This window comes from Thiocapsa marina 5811 (assembly GCF_000223985.1).
Classification (GTDB): Bacteria; Pseudomonadota; Gammaproteobacteria; order Chromatiales; family Chromatiaceae; genus Thiocapsa; species Thiocapsa marina.
In genome coordinates this window covers 113,167-130,020 of sequence record NZ_AFWV01000001.1, presented here as the reverse complement: position 1 = coordinate 130,020, position 16,854 = coordinate 113,167, and the positions used below count along the sequence as shown (strand labels likewise).

Annotated in this window: 15 protein-coding genes; 5 read left to right on the top strand and 10 right to left on the bottom strand. The window is 63.3% G+C overall.

Annotated elements, in window-relative coordinates:
* Positions 1 to 84: 84 nt before the first annotated feature.
* A complete protein-coding gene (locus THIMADRAFT_RS00590) occupies positions 85 to 1,203 on the top strand; it encodes a glycosyltransferase family 2 protein (protein ID WP_040729297.1) in 1,119 nt (372 codons plus the stop codon).
* Between the two features lie 345 nt (positions 1,204 to 1,548).
* Here THIMADRAFT_RS00590 and THIMADRAFT_RS00585 read toward each other — a convergent pair whose 3' ends face one another.
* From THIMADRAFT_RS00585 to THIMADRAFT_RS00570, 4 genes are all read right to left on the bottom strand, one after another.
* Positions 1,549 to 2,289, bottom strand: a complete 741-nt coding sequence (locus tag THIMADRAFT_RS00585; RefSeq protein ID WP_158308347.1) for an EAL domain-containing protein — start codon at positions 2,287 to 2,289, stop codon at positions 1,549 to 1,551.
* A 173-nt stretch (positions 2,290 to 2,462) separates the two neighbouring features.
* Entirely contained in the window at positions 2,463 to 2,897 is a 435-nt protein-coding gene (locus tag THIMADRAFT_RS00580; RefSeq protein WP_199484191.1) for an NADAR family protein, read from the bottom strand.
* 222 nt (positions 2,898 to 3,119) lie between these two features.
* Complete coding sequence (locus tag THIMADRAFT_RS00575; RefSeq protein WP_007190994.1) at positions 3,120 to 4,523, bottom strand: ribonucleotide-diphosphate reductase subunit beta; 1,404 nt, start codon at positions 4,521 to 4,523, stop codon at positions 3,120 to 3,122.
* A 213-nt stretch (positions 4,524 to 4,736) separates the two neighbouring features.
* Positions 4,737 to 5,219, bottom strand: coding sequence for a hypothetical protein (locus THIMADRAFT_RS00570; protein ID WP_007190993.1), 483 nt, complete (start codon positions 5,217 to 5,219; stop codon positions 4,737 to 4,739).
* 82 nt (positions 5,220 to 5,301) lie between these two features.
* On the opposite strand from THIMADRAFT_RS00570, the gene THIMADRAFT_RS28335 reads away from it, so the two are divergent.
* Positions 5,302 to 5,520, top strand: a complete 219-nt coding sequence (locus THIMADRAFT_RS28335) for a ferredoxin (RefSeq protein ID WP_324603118.1) — start codon at positions 5,302 to 5,304, stop codon at positions 5,518 to 5,520.
* A 260-nt stretch (positions 5,521 to 5,780) separates the two neighbouring features.
* On the opposite strand, the gene THIMADRAFT_RS00560 is transcribed toward THIMADRAFT_RS28335, so the two are convergent.
* Positions 5,781 to 7,508, bottom strand: a complete 1,728-nt coding sequence (locus THIMADRAFT_RS00560; protein WP_007190992.1) for a potassium/proton antiporter — start codon at positions 7,506 to 7,508, stop codon at positions 5,781 to 5,783.
* 164 nt (positions 7,509 to 7,672) lie between these two features.
* Complete coding sequence (locus tag THIMADRAFT_RS00555; protein WP_007190991.1) at positions 7,673 to 8,674, bottom strand: glycosyltransferase; 1,002 nt, start codon at positions 8,672 to 8,674, stop codon at positions 7,673 to 7,675.
* Between the two features lie 261 nt (positions 8,675 to 8,935).
* Here THIMADRAFT_RS00555 and THIMADRAFT_RS00550 point away from each other — a divergent pair, with 261 nt between their 5' ends.
* From THIMADRAFT_RS00550 to THIMADRAFT_RS27320, 3 genes are all read left to right on the top strand, one after another.
* Positions 8,936 to 10,717, top strand: a complete 1,782-nt coding sequence (locus THIMADRAFT_RS00550) for a SulP family inorganic anion transporter (RefSeq protein ID WP_007190990.1) — start codon at positions 8,936 to 8,938, stop codon at positions 10,715 to 10,717.
* A 92-nt stretch (positions 10,718 to 10,809) separates the two neighbouring features.
* A complete protein-coding gene (locus THIMADRAFT_RS00545) occupies positions 10,810 to 12,267 on the top strand; it encodes an NAD(P)/FAD-dependent oxidoreductase (protein ID WP_007190989.1) in 1,458 nt (485 codons plus the stop codon).
* Between the two features lie 64 nt (positions 12,268 to 12,331).
* Complete coding sequence (locus tag THIMADRAFT_RS27320; protein ID WP_007190988.1) at positions 12,332 to 12,493, top strand: hypothetical protein; 162 nt, start codon at positions 12,332 to 12,334, stop codon at positions 12,491 to 12,493.
* 279 nt (positions 12,494 to 12,772) lie between these two features.
* Here THIMADRAFT_RS27320 and THIMADRAFT_RS00540 read toward each other — a convergent pair whose 3' ends face one another.
* From THIMADRAFT_RS00540 to cybH, 4 genes are all read right to left on the bottom strand, one after another.
* A complete protein-coding gene (locus THIMADRAFT_RS00540; RefSeq protein WP_007190987.1) occupies positions 12,773 to 14,239 on the bottom strand; it encodes a sigma-54-dependent transcriptional regulator in 1,467 nt (488 codons plus the stop codon).
* A gap of 270 nt (positions 14,240 to 14,509) precedes the next feature.
* On the bottom strand, positions 14,510 to 15,370 hold the full coding sequence (locus tag THIMADRAFT_RS00535) for a hydrogenase expression/formation protein (protein ID WP_007190986.1): 861 nt from the start codon (positions 15,368 to 15,370) through the stop codon (positions 14,510 to 14,512).
* Positions 15,367 to 16,047, bottom strand: a complete 681-nt coding sequence (locus THIMADRAFT_RS00530; RefSeq protein WP_007190985.1) for a HyaD/HybD family hydrogenase maturation endopeptidase — start codon at positions 16,045 to 16,047, stop codon at positions 15,367 to 15,369. Before THIMADRAFT_RS00530 ends, THIMADRAFT_RS00535 begins: the two co-directional genes overlap by 4 nt.
* Positions 16,044 to 16,736, bottom strand: coding sequence for a Ni/Fe-hydrogenase, b-type cytochrome subunit (gene cybH / locus THIMADRAFT_RS00525; protein ID WP_007190984.1), 693 nt, complete (start codon positions 16,734 to 16,736; stop codon positions 16,044 to 16,046). Before cybH ends, THIMADRAFT_RS00530 begins: the two co-directional genes overlap by 4 nt.
* Positions 16,737 to 16,854 lie beyond the last annotated feature (118 nt).

The following is a 16,854-nucleotide window of genomic DNA, read 5'->3' as shown; positions in this document are numbered from 1 at the left end:
CTACTTGAAAGGGCGCGCACCGCACGTTCCTTCCCGCGACGAATCGACCCTCCGCTCATGGCCACTAGGATCTCCGATCAGCCGATGCCCCGACACAACTGCCCTCCGCCCGAGTTAGCCGTCATCGTACCGACCTACCAAGAGTCGGACATGGTGGACGAGGTCGTCCGGCGGGTCGAGGCGGTGTTGCAGGGGATCGACTGGGAGTTGATCTTCGTGGACGACGACTCGCCCGACGGGACCTCTGACCGGGTCCGCGCGATTGCGCGACAGGATTCGCGTGTCAGGCTGGTTCAGCGTATCGGGCGACGCGGACTCTCCTCGGCGTGCATCGAAGGCATGATGTCCACCGCCGCACCCTTCATGGCGGTGATGGACGGCGACCTCCAGCACGACGAGACCCTTTTGCCCAAGATGCTCGAGGTCATCCAGGCCGAGAACCTGGACATCGTGGTCGGCAGCCGCTACGTCTCCGGCGGAGGGATGGGTGACTGGAACGCCCGCCGCCAATCCATGAGCCGGTTCGCGACGCGGATCGGCCAGTACTTGATCCATGCGGACCTGCAGGATCCGATGAGCGGGTTTTTTCTGGTGCGTGCCTCGGTCGTCCAGGGGTGCGTGCGGCGTCTCAGCGGGGTCGGCTTCAAGATCCTGCTCGACATCTTCGCCGAGGCGGAGCATCCCCTGCGCTTTCGCGAGCTGCCCTTCACCTTCCGTGCGCGCGAGGCCGGCAGCAGCAAGCTCGACAACGCTGTCCTCTGGGAATACCTGCTGATGCTGACTCAGAAGCTGATCGGCCCGGTGATTCCGGTGCGCTTCATCGCCTTCTCGGCGATCGGCGGGTTCGGTGTCTTCGTCCACATGGCCGTGCTCTGGCCCATGCTGACCCTGCTCGGGACGGACGCCTTCCTGATCAGTCAGGCCACGGCAACACTGGTCGCCATGACCAGCAACTTCTTCCTGAACAACATCCTGACGTATCGCGACATGCGTCTGCGCGGCCGTCAGCTGATCCGAGGCTGGCTGTCCTTCGTCGCCGCCTGCAGCGTCGGCGCTCTGGCGAATGTCGGCATCGCCGACTATCTCTTCCAAGGCGGGCACTCAGGCTGGTTCCTCTCGGCGCTCGCCGGGATCCTGGTCGGTGCGGTTTGGAACTATGCGGTGACGGCCGTCTACACTTGGAAGCGGCCGCGCGCGACCTAAACCGCGCCTAGAGCGACATGCGACATTTTCGTCTTGCGTTTGGCTTCGGAGGTGTCCTCGATCTCGGTGTGACGCGGTTTAGGTCTCAAGCACTTTCTCCAGGCGCTGCGGTGCAGAGCAGGGAATTCGAGACCGCCCGAGATTATTCTCGTTGTCGTAATCGCGATCATATCGGTGGTCGATTGCGACAACGACAACGAGCGGCTTCGACCCATCCGCCTTGCTGCACTCGGCTAAAGGATTCATGCGCAAGCGGGCGGCATCAAGAGGCCTTGCGCGTGCAGCGAGCTGTCACAAGCGCGTTCTTTACGAAACGGGCATCGTGGTCGGGTGAGTCACCCTAAATCAAGAACCGCGAGTCTTATGATGAAAGGCCACGAATTCCGCTGCCGGGACGGGAGGGGAAAAATAGAAGCCCTGTGCCTCCTGGATACCCGCGGCGCGGAGTGAGGCAAGCTGAAACTGGGTTTCGACCCCTTCGGCGACGACCTTCAGTTGGGAGGAGCGCAGCAATGCCGTGACGCTTTCCAGCCACGCGGGCGCGGGCTCATGCTCGACGATTTGGGAGACAAGGGACCTGTCGAGCTTGATGATGCTGATGTGGCAGCGCGCGAGAACGGCCAGGTTGCCGCCGCCGACCAGGGTGACATCGTCGAGGGCGACGCAACCGCCGGTCGACAGATAGTCGTTGATCGCCGTGACCGCCATCATGTCCGGTATTCCCCGCTCGGTCATCTCCAGGATGATTTGATCCGTGAATTCACTGAGGCCGCTTCGATCAGCCGCGTAACGGATTCCGCCGCGCCCGACGATTTCCGGCGGTATGTTGATTGCGAGTTTGGCGTCGGGGTTGGCTCGGAGCCATGGCGTCAACTCGACGGCGACAGTCTCGATGACCCAGTACGTGAGTGTTCCGGAAACGCGGGTGTTCTCGGCGAAGGGGATAAAGTCGCCAGGGGGTATGGTTAATTGATCGGATCGCCGCCAGCGGATCAATGCCTCTGCACCTGTGCAGCGTCCATCCACGAGAGAAATCGTGGGGAGATACTCAAGGAAGAACTCACCCTGTCTCAGACCGAGCTCCATCGATTCAAGTGTGATCATGTTGGCCCGTGTCTGGAATCGGCATTCCTGGATGCGTCGCGGCGTGGTTTCGTTGTCGAGTGTCGAGCGGCTAAATCAGCTCGGGAGCTGAATGCGCTCGTGGCGGATGCGGTCGGTCAAGCTCGCCCCGTCGGGTCATGAGCCCGGGCGGACCACTATACCGCAGAGACGGCCGCCACCGAGCGGAGTTTCTCCCTGACGTCCATGAGCACCTCTCCATAGGTGTTGAGTCCACGTCCGTCCCGGCCGCAGCCCCAGTAGTAGTCATAGAGGCTGCTCTCGATGATGCGTTTGTCGCCGGTTTCGAGGAGTGCCTGCGCGGATTCGGGATGGCTGAGGCAGCGGGTGTAGACGGCGCGGGTCACATAGACACGCCGCACCGACTCCCAGTCGCTGCGGATCTTGCGCTTGTGACGCTTGGCGAGTTTGCGGGCTTGCTGCGGGTCGAGCGACGAGCGGATCTCGGCCATGAGCGCGGGATCCTCGAACTGCATGGCCAGGACATAATGCTCGGCCGTGGGCCATTCGGCGCCGTCGAGTGAGAATGGTTGTGGAGAGACGGCGGAGAGCAGGTTTGTCTCGTCCGTCATCGAGATATAAAGGCTCGTTTCGGCGCGCATTAAACCGCGTCTCCCTGTGAAATGCGCTCTATGCGCGCTGGGTCAGCGTCGAAGGAAACAGCCAATCTCGGAGCAGACGCGGTTTAAGTCGATAATTGACCAAAAAACCTTAAACCGCGTGACTCAAAGACCCATTGGGGCTCCAGCGGGCCGGGCTCGATGGAATCCCGCAAGTGACCCACAAAACGCGGTTTAATCCCAGTTCAACGCGCCGCCCGTCTGATATTCCGTCACCCGGGTCTCGAAGAAGTTCTTCTCCTTCTTCAGATCAAGCACCTCGGACATCCAGGGGAAGGGGTTGGATGCGCCCGGATACTGCTCCGGCAGACCGATCTGCGCACAACGCCGGTTGGCGATGAATTGCAGATATTCCTCGAACATGGGTGCGTTGAGCCCGAGGACGCCGCGGGGCATGGTGTCGTGGGCGTAGCGCGATTCCATGGTCACGGCATCGCGGATCATGGTGATGAGCTCTTGCTTGAATTCCGGGCTCCACAGATGCGGGTTCTCGATCTTGATCTGGTTGATCACGTCGATGCCGAAGTTCATGTGCATGGATTCGTCGCGCAGGATGTACTGGAACTGCTCGGCGGTGCCGGTCATCTTGTTGCGCCGCCCCATGCTCAGGACCTGCACGAATCCGACGTAGAAGAAGATGCCTTCGAAGATGACATAGAAGGCCACCAGCTCGCGCAGCAGTTTGCGGTCGTTCTCGGGGGTGCCGGTCTTGAAGTGCGGGTCGGCCAGGTGCTGGGTGTAGGGCAGGGCCCACTCGGCCTTGCGTGCGACCGAGGGGACCTCGCGGTACATGTTGAAGATCTCGCCTTCATCCAGGCCCAGGCTTTCGACGACATACTGATAGGCGTGGGTGTGCAGCGCCTCCTCGAAGGATTGGCGCAGCAGATACTGGCGGCACTCGGGGTTGGAGATGTGGCGGTAGACGGCCAGGACCAGATTGTTGGCGACCAAGGAATCGGCGGTGGAGAAGAAGCCGAGATTGCGCTTGATGATGGTGCGCTCGTCGTCGGTCAGGCCGTTGGGATCCTTCCAGAGCGCGATGTCCGCGTTCATGTTGATCTCTTGCGGCATCCAGTGGTTGGCGCAGGCGTCGAGATACTTTTGCCAGGCCCACTCGTACTTAAAGGGGACGAGTTGGTTGAGATCCGCGTGGCAGTTGATGATCTTCTTGTCGTCGACGCGCACCCGTCCCGCGCCCATCTCGAGCGACTCGAGACCAGTGGCACCGCCCACGATGCCGTCATCCGTCTGCTGACTGTGCAACCGCGGCTCGGCCGGCAGCAGTGTGTCGCCGATCGGCAGCTCGCTCTGCTGCGTTGCGGACGCAGGGAATGGGTTGGGGTCGACCACAGGGGCTGCGCCGGCCGTCGCCATCAAGTCGGTATTGCTGACCAAGCCTTGGCCGGGACGCACATGCGCGTTGCCGAGGGCCGGGCGAGGCGCGGTTGCCGTCGGCGTGCGGGACGGCTCGTCGGTGGACCAGTCTTCGCGGGGGGCGGTCGGATCGACGAGGCAAGACCCCCGGTGATCTCGGGCGGCGGATCCGGTCGTGGCGAGTGGGTCGTCCCAGTTCAGCATCATGTGTCTCCTCGATGGGATTCGGTTGGCGAGCTCGGCATGCAGGGGGCTTCCGACGGCCGTCGGCCAAACATGTCGGTGGTCGCTCCGGTGCGTTCGTGACACGGGAGTTTAGGGCATTCGTCGCGGATGTCCAGTGCTCATGAACACAATATCTTGTGGAGAATCCGGAAACGCTGAACCCTATGTTGTGTTTTCGTGCGCTGCCGGATGTCAGGCCGCAGAGGAGGTGCTGACCGCTTCGACCCAGAGGCGGCGCGATGTCGACGCTGCGGTGTCCCGACGTGCGTCGGTTTCCGCGTGCGCGTCGTGCAGCATCGTGCCGGCGGGGACGGCCTCGGCCGCCGGAGGAAGGTAGGCGGCGATCAGGTTGTAGAGCTCTGCCGCCGCACTCTTGGCGCGATCGAACGGCAGGCGATCGAAGCCGATCAGGGTAGCCTTGACGCGGAGATAGGACTCTGGAATGGCGTAGCGATCGAAGATGGCGCGGGCGTCACGCTCCAATGCGGGCAGGTTCTCCCGCAGCGCCGCGTCGCACTCGGGCGGCAACGTGATGTAATCCCAGAGGACATCCGCCGAGTGTTCGCCGCTACGCACGACGACGAAGGGTGTGCGGGTCTCGCGGCACTGATGGAACCAGTCGCTGTCGATGAAGTTGTCTTTGGCGTCGACGAGCTCGAACGGGGCGTCGGACATGAAGCGTCTCCTGCGTTTCGCCTGAATCTTGAGGATCGCGTAAGGTACACCCGCGGACGCGATTCGTCAGGCCCGCATCGGGATGAGGTTGGGGCTTGCAGCGTTGCGCCATGGCGGCGTGCGGCGTAATCTTTGCGCCCGACGCGCGCGGCTCGGGCCGCTCAACGAATTCGAATACGGATTGCTTGCACTTATGATCAGTAAAATCGAGGTTATCGACGCCGCCTGCATCGGCTGCGGGACCTGCTGGGTGGCCTGCCCCCAAGCCTTCAAAGAGCACGATAGTCGGGGACGACCTTAAGGCTCTCCCGACGGGGGGGCTGGGCGACCAGCACATCATGCGAGCCGCTGCGGAGGGTTGCCCCACCCTGGCGATCTCGCTGATCGACGAGGCGGGCGTCGTCCTGTTTCCGAGCGAGGAGGCCAGGGCCGCACTCAATGCGTCGGCTGATTGGTGAGGCGCGGTGTCGATCGCCCCGTGCCGCGGCGGGTTTTCGCCGCGGCTTGCGGGATGGGCTTCAGGGCCGATTCCGAAAACGACCAAAGACTCCCGCGCTGAGATCAGCCGCTGCGCACCAGCTTCAAGCCGACCTTGAGGATTCGGTCGCCTTCGACCTCCCGTACCACCAGATCGACCGTTTTGAGTTGGAGTCTGTCGCCGATCACGGGGTGGGCGGTGTGCAGGTCACGCCTGATGAAGGCATCCAATGTCAGGGCATGGTCCGAGCCGCGTAGATCCAGCGCGTAGGCGGCTGCCAGATCCCCGACCCGCGCCTCGCCGTTGAGCACGAACTCGCCGAAGAAGACCTGATCCGATAAGCGCTCGGGCGCCGCGCTTGCGACGAAGAGCCGATCCAAATCGGCAAGGTCGGCCGGGTCGGCGATGAGGTAAAGATAGTCGTCCGGTCTCAGGTCGGACAGGTCGAGGGTCTCGATCAGGTGTTTCCCGCGCAGAACCGCCGCCACCCGCGCGTTCTTCGGGAGCCGCACTGCATCGCGCCGCTCGACCACGACGGGTGTGTCTTTCGCCAGACGATAACCGACCAGCTCGAGCTCGCGCTGGCCCGGAATATCGAGCTCCACACGCTGCACCTGATGACTGGTCGGCGGCACCTCCAGCCCCAGCCGGCGGGCGGAGGAGGCGACCGTCCACCCCTGGATGAGCAGCGACACCAGCACCACGAAGAAGACGATGTTGAAATACATGGACGCCTGGTCCATCCCGGCGAGAAGCGGGAAGAGCGCCAGAATGATCGGCACTGCCCCGCGCAACCCGACCCAGCCGACGAAGACCTGCTCGCGCCATGGAAATCGGAACGGCAGCAGGCAAAGCCAGACCGCAAGCGGGCGGGCGGCCAGGGTCAGGACCGCGGCGAACAACAAGGCATCCGAGGCGACGGGTAAGAGCTCGGAAGGAGTCACCAGGAGTCCGAGCATCAGAAACATCCCGATCTGCGACAGCCGGGCGATGCCGTCGTGGAAGCGTTTGATGTACTGGCTCGACTGCAGCGGCCGGTTGCCGATCACCAGGCCGGCGAGATAGATGGCCAGGAAACCGCTGCCCTGCAGCACCGAGGTGATCCCGAAGATGCTCAGGCCGCCGGCCATGACGGCCAACGGATAAAGCCCGGTCGACATCTCCAGGCGATTGATCAGGCGCACCAGACCCAAGCCGCCGATGATCCCGAACAGGGCGCCGAGCCCCATCTGACGCACGAACTCCAGCAGCAGCACCAAGCCGATATCGTCGCTGCCGCTGATGATCAGCTCCATGAGTACGATCGTCAGAAAGATGGCCATGGGGTCGTTGCTGCCGGACTCGATCTCGAGCGTGGCGCCGACCCGCTGCTTGAGCTCGAGCCCCTGCGAACGCAGCAGCGAGAAGACTGCGGCGGCATCGGTCGATCCGACGATCGCGCCCAGCAAGAGGCCTTCCATCCAATGCAGTCCGAGCCACCAAGCTGCGAAGAGCCCCGTCACCGCAGCCGTAATCAGGACGCCGACGGTGGCTAAACCGACCGCAGGCTTGAGGCCGACGCGAAAGTTCCGAAACGGCGTCACGAGACCGCCGTCGAAGAGGATGATCGCCAGGGCTAAGCTGCCGAACAGGTGTGCGATCTGGACGTCGTCGAAGTGGATTCCGCCTGGCCCCTCCTCCCCGAGCAACATCCCGATAAAAAGAAAGACCAGCAGCAGGGGCACACCGAAGCGGCTGGTGACGACGCTGTCCAGGATGCTCGCAAAGAGCACCAGGGAGGCGACGAGGATAATCTGGTTCGTGATGTCCATCGGGTCTCTTGTCCAGCGGGGTCCTGACCGCGCGGCTTCAAGCGCGGCGCGCGTCCGAGTATGGAGACGCCGATGGAGTCAGGCTCACCCTCGGCACAGGGAGAGGTGCCGATCTTCGCAGGGGATGGCAGATCTTCAGCGTCATCGGGGAATCGGTCGGGTCGTCAAACCCGGACTGAACGGCTCGCGGGCGCCGCGAGGATGCCGCCGAGCAGCCGACGCCTTGCGAGCCGGCTCATGAAGAGCATCTGCCACATCGCCCACCACCAGCCTGCGACGAAACCGAGTGCAATCCCGATGTCGCGGCCGGGGCGGCGATGATAGACATCGCCGACGAGGCGCCGCAGCTCCTGACCGAAGAGTCGCATCGACTGAACAGTAGAACGCACAAGCCAGCCCGGATAGGTGCCGGTCCAGGTCAGCGCTCCGGTATTGTGGCCGCTCGCACCCAAGCCAAAGATCATCCGGCGCAGGTAACGCCGCGTGGTGCGGTCAGCCGGGATCAGATGTCGCAGCCGGCAAGCCGGGTTGTACCAGACCTCGGCGATGCGCGCGATGCGCAGGCCGATCTCCACGTCCCCGCCCGAGATCAGGCGTTTGCCGATCCGGTCGTCGAGAAGCTGCCGATCGATCCAGCCGCTCTGCGCCAGCGTGGTGCGACGCAGAACCATGCCGGCCCCTGCGAGCCAATCCCGGCGCAGCGGCCGGTCGCCGAGGTCCGTCTCGGCATAGGCCCAGCCGTAACCGTCGGTGTAGGCGGGTGGATCGGCGTCCTCCCATTCGAGAATGACCTTTCCGCTGAATGCCCCGCATTCGGGGTGTTCCGACGCGAAGATCGCGGCTTGATCAATCCAGTCATCGGCAAGCAGGCAGTCGTCGTCGACGAACGCAAGCCAGTCGCTTTGAGTGCTCAGCACGCCTCTCGCCCGTGCCGGCGTGAGCCCTTGCCGCGGCTCGGGTACGCGGGTCAAGGGGACATCGAATAAGGGTCGAAAGCGATCGACGACCGCCGGGGTGTCGTCGGTGCAATTGTTGTCGATCACCACCACCCGCCAATCCACGGACGGCGCCACCCGCTGCCGGCGAAGCGCATCCAGGGTGCGTTCCAGAAGCCGTGCGTTGTTGTAGGTGCAGATCAAGATAGCGAGCGATGTCCGATGTGCCATGTTCGGCGGTCCCTGTGGTCGCGCTGGAGATCAATATAACCGTCCCGGGTTGCAACGCAGAAGTAGGCGCATGGTCGGTTCGGCGGATCGACACGATCGACACGACGGTGCCGGGGTTGAATCGCGTACAATTCGGGGGGTTGGTGCGCGGCGTGTTCGGCCTGTAACGATCGCCGCCGAGCCGCAGGTCGGTCACCTCGGCAACATCGGCGGCACCTGTCGGTCGTCGCTTCCGATCTTCCTCATTGAGATGCCGCAATCATGTCGTACTCGGTTTCGCATCGTTGGTCCTGGCTCGTTCCCTTTATGTCCTGGTTGCCCGGGGTCGGGCGCACGGAGATCAAGGGCGATGCGCTCGCCGCCGTCATCGGCGCCTTGGTCGTGCTGCCGCAGGCCGTGGCATTTGCGACCATCGCCGGCATGCCGCCCCAATACGGGCTCTATGCCGGGATGGTGCCGGCCATCATCGCGGCGTTGTTCGGGTCTTCGCGTCACCTGGTCTCGGGGCCGACGACGGCGGCGTCGGTCGTGTTGTTTTCCTCCTTGTCGGTCATGGCGATGCCCGGCTCGCCGGACTACGTGACGCTTGCCTTGACCTTGACCTTCATGGTCGGGCTCATGGAGCTTGCGCTTGGTCTGGCGCGCATGGGAACCCTGGTCAACTTCATCTCCCATTCGGTGGTGGTCGGTTTCACGGCCGGTGCGGCGCTCTTGATTGCGGCCAAGCAGCTCAAGCACTTCTTCGGTATCGAGATGGACAGCGGGGGGCACCTGCACGACATCCTGATCCAGTTCGGTCACCACGTGCTCGAGATCAGCCCGGCGACCACGTTGGTCGCGGTCTCGACCCTTCTGATCGGTATCGCCTTCAAGCGTTGGTTGCCGAAGATCCCATATATGATCGCCGCCATGCTCGGCGGCAGCCTGGTCGCCTTTGGACTCGACGCCTGGCTCGGCAACGAGGTGACCGGGATCGCGACGGTCGGGGCCTTGCCTGCGGGATTCCCGCCGCTGTCGGCCCCTGATCTGACCTTCGATCACATCAAGGAGTTGGCCCCCACCGCTCTGGCGGTCACGCTTTTCGCACTCACCGAGGCGGTGTCGATCGGCCGCTCGCTCGCGGCGCGCGGGGGCTACCGCATCGACGGCAACCAGGAATTTATCGGCCAAGGCCTCTCGAACATCGCCGGCTCCTTCTTCTCGGCCTACGTCGCGACCGGCTCGTTCAACCGCAGCGGCGTGAACTATGCCGCCGGCGCGCGCACGCCGTTGGCGGCCATCTTCGCGGGCGTGCTGCTGATCGGGATCGTGCCCTTGGTCGCGCCTTACGCGAGTTATCTGCCGACGGCCGCAATGGCGGGATTGCTGTTCCTGGTCGCTTGGGGGCTCGTCGATTTCAAAGAGATCGGGCACATCCTCAAAGCCTCCAAACGCGAGACATCGGTCTTGGCGGTGACCTTCTTCTCGGCGCTCTTCCTGGAGCTTGAGTTTGCCATTTTCGCCGGGGTTCTGCTCTCGCTCGTACTCTATCTGGATCGCACCTCCAAGCCGCGCATCGTTCACTTGGCGCCGGATCCGCGCCTGCCCAATCGGGCCTTCTCCTGCGAGCCGGACGTCGCCCAATGCCCGCAGCTGCACATCATGCGGATCGACGGCTCGCTGTTTTTCGGCTCGGTGGCACATGTGGAGAGCGCATTCGACCGGCTGCGCGCGACGCATCCGGCGCAGAAGCACTTGGCGGTCCTTGCCGAGGGCATCAACTTCGTGGATCTGCAGGGCGGGGAGACGCTGGTGCGCGAGGCCAAGCGGCGCCAAGCCGAGGGTGGCGGGCTTTATCTCATCAACGTCAAGGCCGGGCTCTGGGATGCCCTTGAACGTTGTGGTTGCATCGACGCGACCGGCGGGCGTAATGTCTTCCAGGCCAAGAACGCTGCCATCCGTGCGATCTACCAGAAGCTGGACAAGTCCATCTGCGCAACCTGTCCGCAGCCCATCTTCATCGAGTGCGGAGCCGGTCAGCGCAAGCTTCCGGCAAGCCCCTGACGGATGTCGAATCCATTGATCCATGTCTTTGCCAGGGGCTGCGCGTCTTGCTAGCGTCTATGGCTTGATACCACCATTGCGAGGCTACACAGATGGCACGAATCCTTATCCTCGGGGCGGGCATTTCCGGGCATACGGTCGCTCGATATCTCGGAAAATGGCTCGGTAAGTCGCATTCGATCACGGTTGTTTCGCCCAAGCCGAAGTGGAACTGGATCCCGTCCAACATCTGGGTCGGCGTCGGCGAGATGACCGAGAAGCAGGTGACCTTCGAGTTGGCGCCGATCTACAAGAAGCTCGGCGTGGATTTTCGCCAGGCCGGTGCCGTTTCGATCCATCCCGAGGGGGGCGCAGAGCACACCGCGCCTTATGTCACGATCGAATACACGGATCCGGCCCGACTCGGCCAGACCGATGCGATCGAGTACGATTATCTGGTCAACGCGACCGGCCCCAAACTGAACTTCGGTGCAACCCCGGGCCTCGGGCCGGACGGCGGCTATAGCCTCTCGGTCTGCACCCCGGACCATGCCAAGGAGGCCAACGAGCACCTGCAGAAGATGATCGCGGAGATGAAGGCCGGTGCGAAGAAGACCTTTGTCGTCGGCACCGGCCATGGCATGTGTACGTGCCAAGGGGCCGCCTTCGAATACATCTACAACATCGATCATGCGCTGCGCGAGGCGGGCGTGCGCGACAAGGCGCGCTTGGTTTGGATCAGCAACGAGTACGAGCTCGGCGATTTCGGAATGGGCGGCGTCCATATCCATCGCGGCGGCTATGTCACCAACGGCAAGGTCTTCGCCGAGTCCCTGATGGTCGAGCGGGGTATGGAATGGATCACCCGTGCGGCCGTTACCAAGGTCGAGCCGGGCAAGATCCACTACGAGATCCTCGACGGCAGCTTCCACGAGCTCGACTTCGATTTCTCCATGCTGATCCCGCCGTTTGCCGGGCAGCCCTTGAAGGCGTACGACAAATCAGGCGAGGACATCACCGCCAAGATCTTCGCGCCGAACGGCTTCATGAAGGTGGACGCGGACTACGAGCAGAAGCCTTACGAGGATTGGGGTCCGCAGGACTGGCCGAAGACCTATCAGACCCCGCTGTACAAAAACATGTTCGCGGTCGGGATCGCCTTTGCGCCTCCGCATCTGATCAGCAAACCCATGAAGAGCGCCAACGGGACCCCGATCAACCCGACACCGCCACGCACCGGTATGCCGTCCGCGGCGATCGGCAAGGCCGTGGCGACGAGCATTCGGGACATGATCAAGGGCGCCTCCGCGCCCACGCACACGGCGTCGATGGCCGAGATCGGCGCGGCCTGCGTGGCCTCGACCGGATCGGATATCTTCAAAGGGACCGCAGCCACCATGACCGTGTTTCCGGTGGTGCCGGACTACGACAAATACCCGGAATACGGTCGCGACATGGATCTGACCTTCGGCGAGATCGGTTTGGCGGGGCATTGGATGAAATACATCCTGCACCACGTCTTCATCTATCAGGCCAAGCTCCGGCCGGGTTGGTCGATGCTGCCCGATTGATAGGCCGAGCGCGCGTGGGTTTTGCGCTCGGGAGACAACATCAGATCATCGAGGAGACACGTTCATGACCGCAAAGAACCGAGAGCCCTATCAACAGGCCTACTATCCGCCGGTGCCCACGCGCGTGACGCGATACATGCGCACATCGATCGTATGGCAGCTCTATCGCTTCATCGTCATCAATTTGAAGATCCTCAAGCTGATGATGAAGGCGCATACGCATTAGCGGCAGCTCGCGTCGGGCCTAACCTGCCCGGCGCGGATCAGGTCGTAGCGGCCGCGACCCGGCGGGTGAGGCGTCGGATCTTCAAGGTTTAAACCGCGCCCAGCGCGGCATGCGTCGTTTGTTGATTTGGTTTGGCCGCGCCGGCTCCGATCATTGTCGGAGCCGGCGCGGTTTAAAGTATTAAAAGATATAAAATTCTAAACCGCGTCTCCGCTAAGAGCCGTGGATGCACCCGACGTCGAACTCACGCTAAAGTGAGCATCTCGCTCTGGACGCGGTTTAGGACGGATCGCGCCGATCGTTCCCCTGCGGCCTCGACAACCCATACCGCTCGATCTTTGCACTGAGGCCGACGCGTGACAGGCCCAGCTCCGCCGCGGTTTGTGATTTGTTCCAGCGATTGCGCTCGAGTGCTTCGCCGAGGATGTTGACCTCGAGTGCCTCGATGCGTGCCTTGAGGGTCTGCGCCTGCAGCGGTTCGGAGGCCGGGGGCTCGGAGCGCGCGGTAGCGCCGAGGATGCCGGGATCGAGCAAATCCGCTCCGAGCTCGTTGTCGTCGCACATCACCAGCATGCGCTGGATCTCGTTCTGCAGCTCCCGTACGTTTCCCGGCCAATGATGGCGTTGGAGGCGGTCGATCAGAGCGTCGCTGAGTCCTGTCACGGGTTTTCCGAACGCGGCCATGGCGGCCTCGAGGTGATGACGGGCGAGCACCGGGATGTCGCCCGGGCGCTCGCGCAGCGGCGGGAGATGGAGGCGAACCGCGGCGAGTCGGTAATAGAGATCCTCCCGAAAGCGGCCTGCGTCGATCTCGGTCTCCAGCGACCGATTCGTCGCCGCCACCACGCGCACGTCGACGCGGCGACGTTGATTGCTTCCAAGCGGGCGCACGTCGCCCTCCTGCAGGACGCGCAGTAGTTTGACCTGGAACGCCCGCGAGACCTCGCCGATCTCGTCGAGAAAGATCGTGCCGCCGTCGGCCTGCTCGAAGAGACCGATCCGATCGTTGACGGCGCCGGTGAAGGCGCCTTTTTTGTGTCCGAACAGCTCGCTCTCGAGGAGTTGATCCGGCATGGCGCCGCAATTCTCCGCGACGAAAGGCTTGTCGGCTCGGTGGCTGTTGTAGTGCAGGGCTCGCGCAAAGAGCTCCTTCCCGGTACCGGATTCGCCGGTCAACAACACCGGGATGTCGTAGGGTGCGACGCGCTCCACCAGGTCGCACGCCGCGTCGAGAGGGCCGCCGGGACTGCGCACGATGGCGTCGAGCCGAAAGGTCCGTTTCAGTCGCGCGCGGTGTGCGGCGAGTTTCTGCTCCAGGGTCGCGGCGGTGAGGCGGGTTTCGAGCGAGAGGAGCTCGTGCTCGCGCTGGAGGCGATAAAGATGGCAGGCGTTCCCGACGGTCAGCAGGAGAGTGTCGGGATGCCAGGGTTTGGTGATGTACTGATAGATGCCTGCGCGGTTGATGCCCTCGATGATGTCTCCGGGATCCGTATAGCCCGAGATGATGATGCGCACGACGTCCGGCCAACGCTCCCTGACCCGAGCGAGGAATTCCACCCCGGTGGTCTCGGGCATCCGTTGATCGGTGACGATGACCTGGACCCATTCCTGCGCGAGGATCTCCTCGGCGGCGGCGGCGCTGGTTGCCGTCAACACCTCGAACGACTCGTCGAGCGTCCTGGTCAGGGTTTCGAGCGACAGCGGTTCGTCGTCGACCAGCAGAACAGTCGGTCGGGCGGCGCTCACGCCGGGGTCTCGGGTTTGGGCATCGTTTCGGGTGGCGTTTCCGTTGCGGTCGATTAGGGTTTCGGCATGGATTTGACCCGCAAAGGCGCCTAGTACGCAAGGTCTGTCGTTTATCGGGGTAGGGACCGGATGACACGCCCCGCTGCCCAAAGCGGGTCAGCGTCGAGGTCGGTGCGCCTCGTCACCCCGCATCGACGCCGGCAAACCCTTGCGATGTCGTCCGCGGAAATGCGCTGCGCCGATCCGGCCCGTCGAGACCTCGGCTCGGATTCAATCCAATGTCTCCAGAATCTCCGCCAACCGATCGCGGCTGTCGTCGATGTCCTCCTGTGCGGCCAGCGCGGCGATGGGGACATCCGTCACCTCGAGCGTGCTCAGGATGAGCCGATCGTCCGAGTTGAAGTGTTGCACCCACCAGGTCTGTCGAATGCCGCTCGCGACGATCCGACAACTGCCGTAGCCGCGCGAGAGGATGGTCGCGTGTCCGCGACCGAGTCGCTCGTCGAGATAGGCGTGATCCTGCTCGGTCATCGGAAGCAAGGTGAGATTGATGATGTGGGTCGGGGTGCCGGGACGCCATTCGGCGACCTTGGCTTCGATCTCGACGATCAGCGCCGGGGCGTTCATGACGCCGTCCGCGAGATCGCCGACGGGTCCGATCGTCTCCGCTGTATCGGCAAAAGCGGTCTCCCGGACGAAGCTCGGGATCTCCGATACCTCGATGACCTCGCGGCCCGGGCCGCTGTCCGACGCGGGGACGTGCAGCCGCCAGACCCCGGCGAGGCGTGTCTCCTGCGCACGGGTGCCCTCCAAACCCTGTTGAATCACGCTGACCTCACCCTCGCCGAGGGTTTGGTCGACGAGCTGGCGATCGATCAGGTCGAGTGGAGCCAGATCCAGGACCTCCGCCGGCTGGCCCACGCGATGCCGCGCCAGTGTCGCATGCAGACGCCGCAACAGATCCAGTCCGGCGGCGCAGCCGTCGAGCAACTCCGGCTCGGGCAGCGGCGGGGGCTGATAGGTCGCCATGCCCTTCGGCATCGAGAGATAGTCGGGACCTTCGTCGACCACGACGCTGAAGGGCGTTCCCGGCATCCGCCTCGTCGTCGTGAGGTCTATCGGTGTGGTCATTGATATTCTCCGTGGGGATCTCGGGGTTGGCTCGTACGGCCGGGCAGGCTTGCCAGGACGCGCTCGTCGCCGATGCGGCAGGCGATCTCCGGCGCCGGTCGGCCGGCTTCGTAGGCGTCCAGATCGAGCGATGGATGGGGCAGATCATGGTTCTCGGCGCTTGAGTCGCTGCGCGGCAGGGCGACGACGCCGAACTGCGCGAGATACTCCAGGGCCATCGCGATCGCCGGGGCGATCCGCGCCTTGACCTGCGGGCGCAGGCTGCCTCCGAAGTCATCCAGCTCGACCGGCTGCACGCCGATCAGGAGCAGATACTCCGGATACTCGCCGAGCATGGCCGCGAGCGCGAGCACCTCTTGAAAGCCGGTTTGGTGCAGGCTCATCTTCTTTGCGCCGAGAAAGCGCGGCACCTCGTCGCCCTCCACCCGCTTCATGGTGCCCGGCGGCAGGCCATAGTCGACCGCATCGAAGACCACCAGCACATCGGCCGTGCGCACCCGGTCGACCAGATAGATCCCCTGGGTTCCGCCGTCGAGCAGTTGAACATTCGGGGGCAGATGCCAGTCGCGTTGCATCGCCTCCACCGCCCGCACGCCGAAGCCCTCGTCGGCCCAGAGCAGGTTGCCGATGCCCAGGATCAGGATGGCGGGGTTGTTCCCGATGGCTCGGTCGCTCATGGCCGATCGTCCTTGAACATCCGCCAGCCGCTGATCATGGTGCTGATCAGGCTCTGGCGCGACATGATGTCCTCGCGAATCGCCGTGTAGACATGCAGCATCACGAAAACGACGATCACCCACATCCCCCAGTGGTGCCACATGCGCACGTCCTGGCTCTGGCCCACGAAGGGGATGACCCAGCCGAATAGCTCGTCCTGCCAACTCCCGAGCCCGGTCTGCTCAGAATAGAGCGCGAACCCGGTGACGATCATCACCAGACCGCCCACGGTGATGATGACCACCATAAAGAGGTGAGCCAGCGGATTGTGGCCGATATATTTGGCCGGCTCGGTTTCCTTGAAGGCATACCAGCGGACCTCGTGAATCAGCTCGTGCCAGAAGCTCGCACGCCAGAAGGGCAAGGTGAACAATTGGTGTGAATAGCGATTGCCCGCGAATGCCCAATAGATCCGGAAGAGAAAGGCGATCACGAAGACATAGGCTGCGGCGAAATGCGCGAAGCGGATATAGCCCATCACATAGTGATCACTCGCCTCTCCGGGCAAGGTCGGGAGCGGGCTGCCGATCAGATAGCCGCTGATGGCCAGGATCGTGATCGAGAGTGCGTTGATCCAATGCCAGGCCCGCAAGGGTGCCTGATAGACATAGACCGCGGTTCGTCTGACCTGTGGAAGGCTGGAATTCATGTTGTCGTCCCGAGTGTGAGCGATGAATCCGGGGTGTACACAGGAAAACCCCAGGCCTCGTTCGTCATTTTGGTCATCGTTTCACGTGGCGCAGAGCGCCACGGGGCATGCGTGACAC

Coding starts and splice junctions, on each gene's coding strand:
- THIMADRAFT_RS00530 (WP_007190985.1), bottom strand. CDS start 16,047: ATGAGCGACCGAGCCATCGGGAACAACCCCGCCATCCTGATCCTGGGC.
- THIMADRAFT_RS00580 (WP_199484191.1), bottom strand. CDS start 2,897: ATGACGGACGAGACAAACCTGCTCTCCGCCGTCTCTCCACAACCATTC.
- THIMADRAFT_RS27320 (WP_007190988.1), top strand. CDS start 12,332: ATGACCGCAAAGAACCGAGAGCCCTATCAACAGGCCTACTATCCGCCG.
- THIMADRAFT_RS00560 (WP_007190992.1), bottom strand. CDS start 7,508: ATGGACATCACGAACCAGATTATCCTCGTCGCCTCCCTGGTGCTCTTT.
- THIMADRAFT_RS00545 (WP_007190989.1), top strand. CDS start 10,810: ATGGCACGAATCCTTATCCTCGGGGCGGGCATTTCCGGGCATACGGTC.
- THIMADRAFT_RS00590 (WP_040729297.1), top strand. CDS start 85: ATGCCCCGACACAACTGCCCTCCGCCCGAGTTAGCCGTCATCGTACCG.
- THIMADRAFT_RS00555 (WP_007190991.1), bottom strand. CDS start 8,674: ATGGCACATCGGACATCGCTCGCTATCTTGATCTGCACCTACAACAAC.
- THIMADRAFT_RS00575 (WP_007190994.1), bottom strand. CDS start 4,523: ATGCTGAACTGGGACGACCCACTCGCCACGACCGGATCCGCCGCCCGA.
- THIMADRAFT_RS00570 (WP_007190993.1), bottom strand. CDS start 5,219: ATGTCCGACGCCCCGTTCGAGCTCGTCGACGCCAAAGACAACTTCATC.
- cybH (WP_007190984.1), bottom strand. CDS start 16,736: ATGAATTCCAGCCTTCCACAGGTCAGACGAACCGCGGTCTATGTCTAT.
- THIMADRAFT_RS00585 (WP_158308347.1), bottom strand. CDS start 2,289: ATGGAGCTCGGTCTGAGACAGGGTGAGTTCTTCCTTGAGTATCTCCCC.
- THIMADRAFT_RS00550 (WP_007190990.1), top strand. CDS start 8,936: ATGTCGTACTCGGTTTCGCATCGTTGGTCCTGGCTCGTTCCCTTTATG.
- THIMADRAFT_RS00535 (WP_007190986.1), bottom strand. CDS start 15,370: ATGACCACACCGATAGACCTCACGACGACGAGGCGGATGCCGGGAACG.
- THIMADRAFT_RS28335 (WP_324603118.1), top strand. CDS start 5,302: ATGAGGTTGGGGCTTGCAGCGTTGCGCCATGGCGGCGTGCGGCGTAAT.